The 6,556-nt window shown below is 77.8% G+C and carries 7 protein-coding genes; all 7 read left to right on the top strand.

Annotation, left to right across the window (positions count from 1 at the left end):
• On the top strand, positions 1-1,082 hold a 1,082-nt coding region (locus AB4039_RS40670; protein ID WP_442273150.1), incomplete at its 5' end, for a VWA domain-containing protein.
• Positions 1,079-3,058, top strand: a complete 1,980-nt coding sequence (locus tag AB4039_RS40675) for a hypothetical protein (protein ID WP_442273151.1) — start codon at positions 1,079-1,081, stop codon at positions 3,056-3,058. The genes AB4039_RS40670 and AB4039_RS40675, both read left to right, overlap by 4 nt.
• 505 nt (positions 3,059-3,563) lie before the next feature.
• On the top strand, positions 3,564-4,211 hold the full coding sequence (locus AB4039_RS40680; RefSeq protein ID WP_442273152.1) for a restriction endonuclease: 648 nt from the start codon (positions 3,564-3,566) through the stop codon (positions 4,209-4,211).
• Between the two features lie 171 nt (positions 4,212-4,382).
• Positions 4,383-5,018 (top strand): DUF1772 domain-containing protein, encoded by a 636-nt coding sequence (locus tag AB4039_RS40685; protein WP_442273153.1) that lies wholly within the window; start codon positions 4,383-4,385, stop codon positions 5,016-5,018.
• Positions 5,019-5,335: 317 nt separating this feature from the next.
• The gene (locus tag AB4039_RS40690; protein ID WP_442273154.1) at positions 5,336-5,878 is read left to right on the top strand and encodes a GmrSD restriction endonuclease domain-containing protein; all 543 of its coding nucleotides are present in this window, start codon (positions 5,336-5,338) and stop codon (positions 5,876-5,878) included.
• Positions 5,875-6,153, top strand: coding sequence for a hypothetical protein (locus AB4039_RS40695; protein ID WP_442273155.1), 279 nt, complete (start codon positions 5,875-5,877; stop codon positions 6,151-6,153). Before AB4039_RS40690 ends, AB4039_RS40695 begins: the two co-directional genes overlap by 4 nt.
• Before the next feature lie 85 nt (positions 6,154-6,238).
• Complete coding sequence (locus AB4039_RS40700; protein ID WP_266836631.1) at positions 6,239-6,475, top strand: DUF5302 domain-containing protein; 237 nt, start codon at positions 6,239-6,241, stop codon at positions 6,473-6,475.
• Positions 6,476-6,556 lie beyond the last annotated feature (81 nt).

The raw sequence follows: 6,556 nt of genomic DNA on the forward strand, positions 1-6,556 counted from the left end.
TCGGCCGGCAGCGCGACCGGCTCCCGGCCGGCGCGGGCCGCTACGCACGGGCGCTGGACGAGCTGTACGGGGCCGGGCGCGGTGAGGGCTCCGGCGACGTGGGCCGCGACGGTACCGGCGGCGGGGACGACCCGTCCTTCCCGACCGCCCGGGAGTGGGCGGCGGAGCTGGAGGCGCTGTTCGGCTCCGACCTGCGGGAGGAAGTGCTCGCCGACGCGGCCGACGCGGGCCGCGCCGACGTGCTCGCGACGCTCGACCCGGGATCCGTACGCCCTTCCGTGGAGCTGCTGACCTCGGTGCTCTCGCTCGCGGGCGGCATGCCGGAGCAGCAACTCGCCCGGCTGCGACCCCTGGTACGGCGCCTGGTCGACGAGCTGGCCAAGGAACTCGCCACCCGCCTGCGGCCGGCGCTGTCGGGGCTCGCCACCCCGCGGCCGACCCGCCGCCCGGGCGGCCCGCTCGACCTGGCGCGCACCCTGCGGGCCAACCTCGCGCACACCCGGCGGCTGGACGACGGCCGGGTGGTGGTGGTCCCGGAGCGGCCGGTGTTCAGCACGCGCGTCTCCCGCGAGGCGGACTGGCGGCTGATCCTGGTGGTCGACGTGTCCGGGTCGATGGAGGCCTCGGTGATCTGGTCGGCGCTGACGGCGGCGGTGCTGGGCGGCGTCCCGACCCTGTCCACGCACTTCCTCGCGTTCTCCACCGAGGTCGCCGACCTCACGGACCGCGTGGACGATCCGCTGTCGCTGCTGCTGGGGGTCCGGGTCGGCGGCGGTACGCACATCGCGGCGGGGCTCGCGCACGCGCGCACGCTGATCACGGTGCCGAGCCGCACGCTGGTCGTGGTGGTCAGCGACTTCGAGGAGGGCGCCCCGCTCGGGGGCCTGCTCGGCGAGGTGCGCGCCCTGGCCGCCTCGGGCGCCCATCTGCTGGGCTGCGCCGCGCTCGACGACGCGGGCGCGCCCCGGTACTCGGTGCCGGTGGCGCGGCAACTCGTGGCGGCCGGCATGCCGGTGGCCGCCCTCAGCCCCCTCGCCCTCGCCCGCTGGGTGGGCGACCGACTCCGTGGAGAACCCCGATGAGCAGCACCGTGTTGCCCCCCGTCGCCCCCGAGGTGCTGGCGGAGGCGGTGGAAGGCCTCAGCGCCCGGCTGCGCAAACGGCTCGACGCCGCCGTCGAGGCGTGCGGGGCGGGGGCCGAGGCCGGACCGGACGGCACGGTCACGGTCCGCTTCGGCGAGGACGCGGTGGTCACGCTGAGGCCGGGCCCGTCGGGGACGGTCACGGATCCCGCCCAGGCCGTCTGCGCCTGCCTGCTGGCCCCCCGCTGCCTCCACCGCGCGGCCGCCCTGGGCGCGAGCCCCTTGGCGGACCCGGAGCCGGRGCCGTACGGGGGCGCGGAGCCGGAGCCGTACGGGGCCACGGAGCCGGAGCCCGTCCCGGCCGCCGGTTCCCTCCCGGAGGCGGGCGCGCAGGCCGGACCCCGCCCGGCGGCGGAGGCAGGTTCCCGTAGCGGGGCGGGCCCGGCGTCCCGCGCGGAGGCGGGCGGCGAGCCGGGGGCCTTCCCCGCAGAGGCCGCCGCCCCCGGCACCGCGCCCCGCGCGGCAGCGGACGGGCACGCCGCCGACCGGACCGGCGACGGGGTCGCGGCCCCGGTGACGGCTGCTCAGAGGGCGGCCGGGGCCGGGTTGTGGGCGGTCGGGGCCGAGGCGCTGGCCGCCGGGGTCACGGCCGCCGGCGCGGTGGCCCAGGCGGAACTGCTGCGCGCCGCGCACACCGCACGCGTGGCCGGGCTGCCGCAGGCCGAGGCCGCCGCCCTGCGCGTCGTACGGGGTCTGCGCGCCGCGCGGGAACGGCACGCGGCGCAGCGCCTCGGCGACCTCGCCGCCGCCTTCCGCGAACTGCTGACCTCCGCCGCGCTGCTGGCGTCCGGCACCGGCGGTCCGGGGCTGACCGGCGGGGGCCGCCGCGCCTACACGGCCGGGGGCGGCCTGCGGGTGTACGGCCTGTGCCGGGAGCCGGTGCTGAGCGCCACGGGGTACGGGGGCGTGGTCACCCACCTGCTGGGCGCGGACGGCTCCGCCTACTCCCTGTCGGACGTCCGGCCCGGCGGCCTCGCCCGCGCCCGGGGTGCGGGGGCCGCCTCCGTCACTCTCGGCGGAGGCGCCCTCGACCACGCCGGGCTGGCCCGGGCCGGCCTGCGCATCGTCGGCGCGACGGTCTCCGCCGACGGGCGGCTCGGCGCCGGGCGCGGGGTGCGGGCCACCCCCATGCCCGTGACGCCGTGGACGGCGGAGCCGCTGGCCGCGCTGTTCGCGCGCCCGGCGGTGGAAGCCGTTGCCGAGCTGCTGTCCCGGGAGGAGGCCGAACCGGGCCTGCTGGGCTGCGACGTCGAGGTCGTCGGCGCGGCCGGGGAGCACCTGCTCGTACGGGAACCCCGCGCGGACGCCCCGTTGCTGCGGCTGCGTCCCGCGCATCCGCACCCGGAGCTGGCCCACACCGCCAACCTGCGCCGCCTGGCCGGGTACCCGGGGCTGGCGGTGCGCGTCCTGGGCCGCCCGGACCCGGACCGTGCGGCGACCCTGAGCCCCCTGGCGGTGGGGCCGGTGCCCGGGGCCGCGTACACGCTGCGGCTGCCGCCGGAGTGGCACGACCGGGCCGATCTGGGCTACGACCGGCTCCAGGGCAGCCACTTCGCGGGCGAGGGCCCTTCGGCCGCGGCGGAGGCGGTGGTGCCGGGTCCGGACCCGTTGGCCGACGCGCCGCTGTGGCGGGTGGGGCGGCTGCTGGAGACGGGCGTGGCGGGAGGCCGCCGCGCGGTGGCCGAAACCGCGCGGGGACCGCAGCCGCTGACCGCGTACGGTCCTTTGCGGCGGGCCGGATTCGGGGCGGCGGCGGACCTGACGGCCGCTCTCGTGGCCGAGGCGGACCGGCGCCCCAGGGACGTCTTCGGCCGGCTCACCGACCCTTCGTCGGACGGCTACGCCTGGGCCTGGCTGGCAGCGTCCGTCCACCTGAAGGCGGCCCGGCGCTCCCTGGTCACCGCCTCCTGGATCTGACCGCCCCGGCGGCGAAGGCCCCGCCGGACCGGTCCGGGCGGGCGGTCCACCGGCGCGGGGGCGTCGACTCCGTCGGCGGGCGGGGCGGGAGTGGGCCCCGCCGCCCCGGGGCTGCCCGTCCGCCTCCGCCACGGAAGGGCGACGCCGCCGATGTCCGGGCCGGCCACGGCGGGGGCGGGGCCCGTCCCCGTACGTCCCCCTGGCCTCGCGCGTCCTCGGCGCGGAACACGGGGGTGCGGGGCCCAGGGTCCGGGGCGGGAGGCGGCTCCGGCGCGGGCGGGGCGCGATGCGCTCCCTGTTTTCGGCCAAGTCCTTCGGGCGCTCGGCCCGGTCGCGAGGGCTTCGGCCCCCCGTGCGCGGGGGACGGGCCGACAGCCGGTGCGGCTGGATCTGGGCCCTCGACTCGACGTCCATGACGATTCCACCCTTTCTGGACGCCGCGCTGCCCACACTCTTCCCCGGGAGGGCCCCGCACCGCGGCCGGCCCCTGAGCGGAGGGGGCTCGATGGCACGGGAGGGCTACCACCTCGTACGGGCACGCGGCCGCACCCGGGGGCCCGGGGAGCGGATCGCCGCCGGGGGCCTGGCGCTCGTCGCGCTGGTGGCCGTGACCGGGGTCGCCGCCGCGCACGGCCCGGCCGTGGCCCTGGCCGCGGCCCTCGCGGCGGTGGCCGTCGCGGGCTGGCGCACGCTGAACCGGGCGGCGCGTCCCGCCGGCCTGCGGATCACCCTGGCGGAGTTCGACGCCATGGGCCACGAGGAGTTCGAGTACGCGGTGCGCGACCTGCTGGCCCGGGACGGCTGGGGCGCTCGCGGGGCCGCCGGGGTGATCGGCGAGGACGCGCGGCACGGCCGCATCCTCGTCCGGGCCCGGCACACCCGCGCGGGCGCCGCCGGGGCCACCGTCGGCACGTCGGTGATGGCCGAGGCGATGGGCGCGGCGGGTCCGGCGCACCGGGCCGACCACGCCCTGGTGGTCACCAACGGCGGCCTCACCCAGGACGCCAAGGCGTGGGGCGACCGGCACGGCGTGCGGTGGATCGACCGCGAGCTGCTGCGCCGCTGGGCGGAACAGGGAGCCCCACTGGCGGACCTGCTGCGCCTGCCGCCGGTCCCGCTGCACCCCCGCGCATGGCGGACGCTGCGCACCTAGCCGCATCGGCCCGGGCCCCGGCCGACGTCATCGACCGGTGCGAGCGGTCGAGCGGCGGCCGCCCCCGCTCCCGCTCCCGCTCCCGCTGCCGGAGTTCCATAACCATTGCTGCTGGGTGGCAGCGGAACCTTCTATTGGCCGTACGGACCGGTCACCCGCAGGCTTGATCACATGCCAAGCGCGACGGAACCCACCGCGGGCGAACAGCCCGCCATCGAGGCCCCCATGGCCGCCGAACGCCGCGGGGCAGCCGCTCAGCGGCCGGTGACGGCGGTGCGGCGCACCCGACTCCTGCGGGCACTCGCCCTCTTCTCCACCGGCCTGCTGGCGGGCGCCTTCGGCTACGGCGCCGCCAACCTGGTCCCGACCTTCAACGCCGTGCCGATCGGGATGCGCCTCGGCTTCCACGCCGAGCTGATGAAGATGAACGGCATCACCATGCAGGCCACGATGGCGGTATCGGCCCTCAGCACCCTCGCCCTGGCCGCCTCGGTACGCGGCCGGGCCCGCGTCCTGGCCGGCGCGGCCGGGCTCCTGACGGTCTCCTCCTTCCTGATCACACGGTTCGGGAACGTCCCGATCAACGGCCGGATCAAGCAGTGGGCCGCCACCTCGCCACCGCCCGGCCACGCGGAGGTCCTGCGCCGCTGGGAACTCTTCAACGACGCCCGCACCGCCACCGCCGTCCTCGCCTTCGGACTGCTCATCGCCCTCACCCACCAGCGGTCATCCGCAGGACCGGCACCGCACCGCCTTTCCCCGCCGGCCTCATCCGGTCGGCGAGGTGATCCCGAGCACACGGCGTAGTGCGGCTGCCCGGACACTCCGCACCGCCCGGTGCAGGGTTGGTTGTCCGGTTATGGGTAGTCTTCCCGGGTCAGCGCGGAGTCTCGTCGGGGTGGGTCATGGGTCGTCAGGCAGGTGTGCGCGGCGCGGCGGTGGTAGTGGCGGCCGTGCTGTTCGGTATCAGCGGATGCGGTGGGCCGGGGTCCTCCGGGGACGGCAAGACCGGGGGTACGCCAGGACCGGGCCCGGCCCCCGGCAGGACCGGGAGCGCGAGCTCCGCCCCGCCGGCGCCCTCGGGGGCCGCCGGACAGCCGGCCCCCGCGGACGTGCTGCCCGGGATGGTCAGCGCGGCCGTCGCCCGGACCCAGCTGGCGGCGCTGACGACGGGCAAGCCCGGCACGATGGCCGGGTACAGCCGAGACAAGTTCACGCACTGGGCCGAGCAGGGCAACAAGTGCGACACCCGCGAGGTGGTCCTCAAGCGGGACGGCACCGACGTCACGCAGGACGCCGAGTGCCGGGCCCTGACGGGCCGCTGGAAGAGCCTGTACGACGGGGCGACCGTCACCGAGGCCGCGAAGCTGGACATCGACCACATGGTGCCGCTCGCCGAGGCCTGGCGCTCGGGCGCCGCAGCCTGGGACGCGGCCCGGCGCAAGGCCTTCGCCAACGACCTGACACGGCCGCAACTGCTGGCGGTCTCGGCGTCCTCCAACCGTTCCAAGGGCGACCAGAGCCCCGACCTGTGGCAGCCGACGGACAAGTCGAGCTGGTGCCAGTACGGGCGCGCCTGGACCACCGTCAAGTCCCACTACGGGCTGACCGTCACCGACGGCGAGAGGGCCACGCTCACCACCATGATCGACACCTGCGCCTCGTGACCGGGCCCGAACACACCTGGCAGGACGAGGTCCTCGCCGGTCCCGGCGGGGCCATGACCGACGAGGTCGGGGTCATCACCGGCCCCCTCACGCTGCGGACGACCGGCGGGGCGGACGGCACGGTCGCGTTCGCGATCCAGTACACGGAGGCGGACGAGTGGTACACGCTGACCGGCAGCCCGGTGGCCCACGGCGATCCGTACGCCCTGCACACCGCCGCGCTGTGCGCCATCCGCGCCGGCGGCGGGGCCGGGGCGCCCGCCCCGGCCCGCTGACCGGCCGCCCCGGTGCGAACCCGATGGCCCGCGAACGGCCCGGCTGACAGACTGGGCGGACGTGATCACTCCAGGAGGCACACCGATGGCTGACGCACCACAGACCCCGCAGGCGGACGGGGCACAGACGGACGGGGCCGCGGCGGACGTCCCGCAGGACGAGTCCCCGGCCGACGAGGCCAAGCGCAAGTTCCGCGAGGCGCTGGCGCGCAACGCCGCGAGCGCCCAGTCCCAGCAGTCGCACCAGAGCCGGGCGAAGGTGCAGGGCTCCAGCGCCGGCGCCGGGGGCAAGAACAAGAAGGTCCGCCGCAAGACCGGCTGACGCCGGGGACCGGGCCCTCCCCCGGCCCCGGCCGGCTCGGCCCGGGGCCGCCGGGGAGGGTGCCGGTGGGCGCCGGTGGGC

The sequence above is a fragment of the Streptomyces sp. M-16 genome (genome assembly GCF_052114405.1).
Classification (GTDB): Bacteria; Actinomycetota; Actinomycetes; order Streptomycetales; family Streptomycetaceae; genus Streptomyces.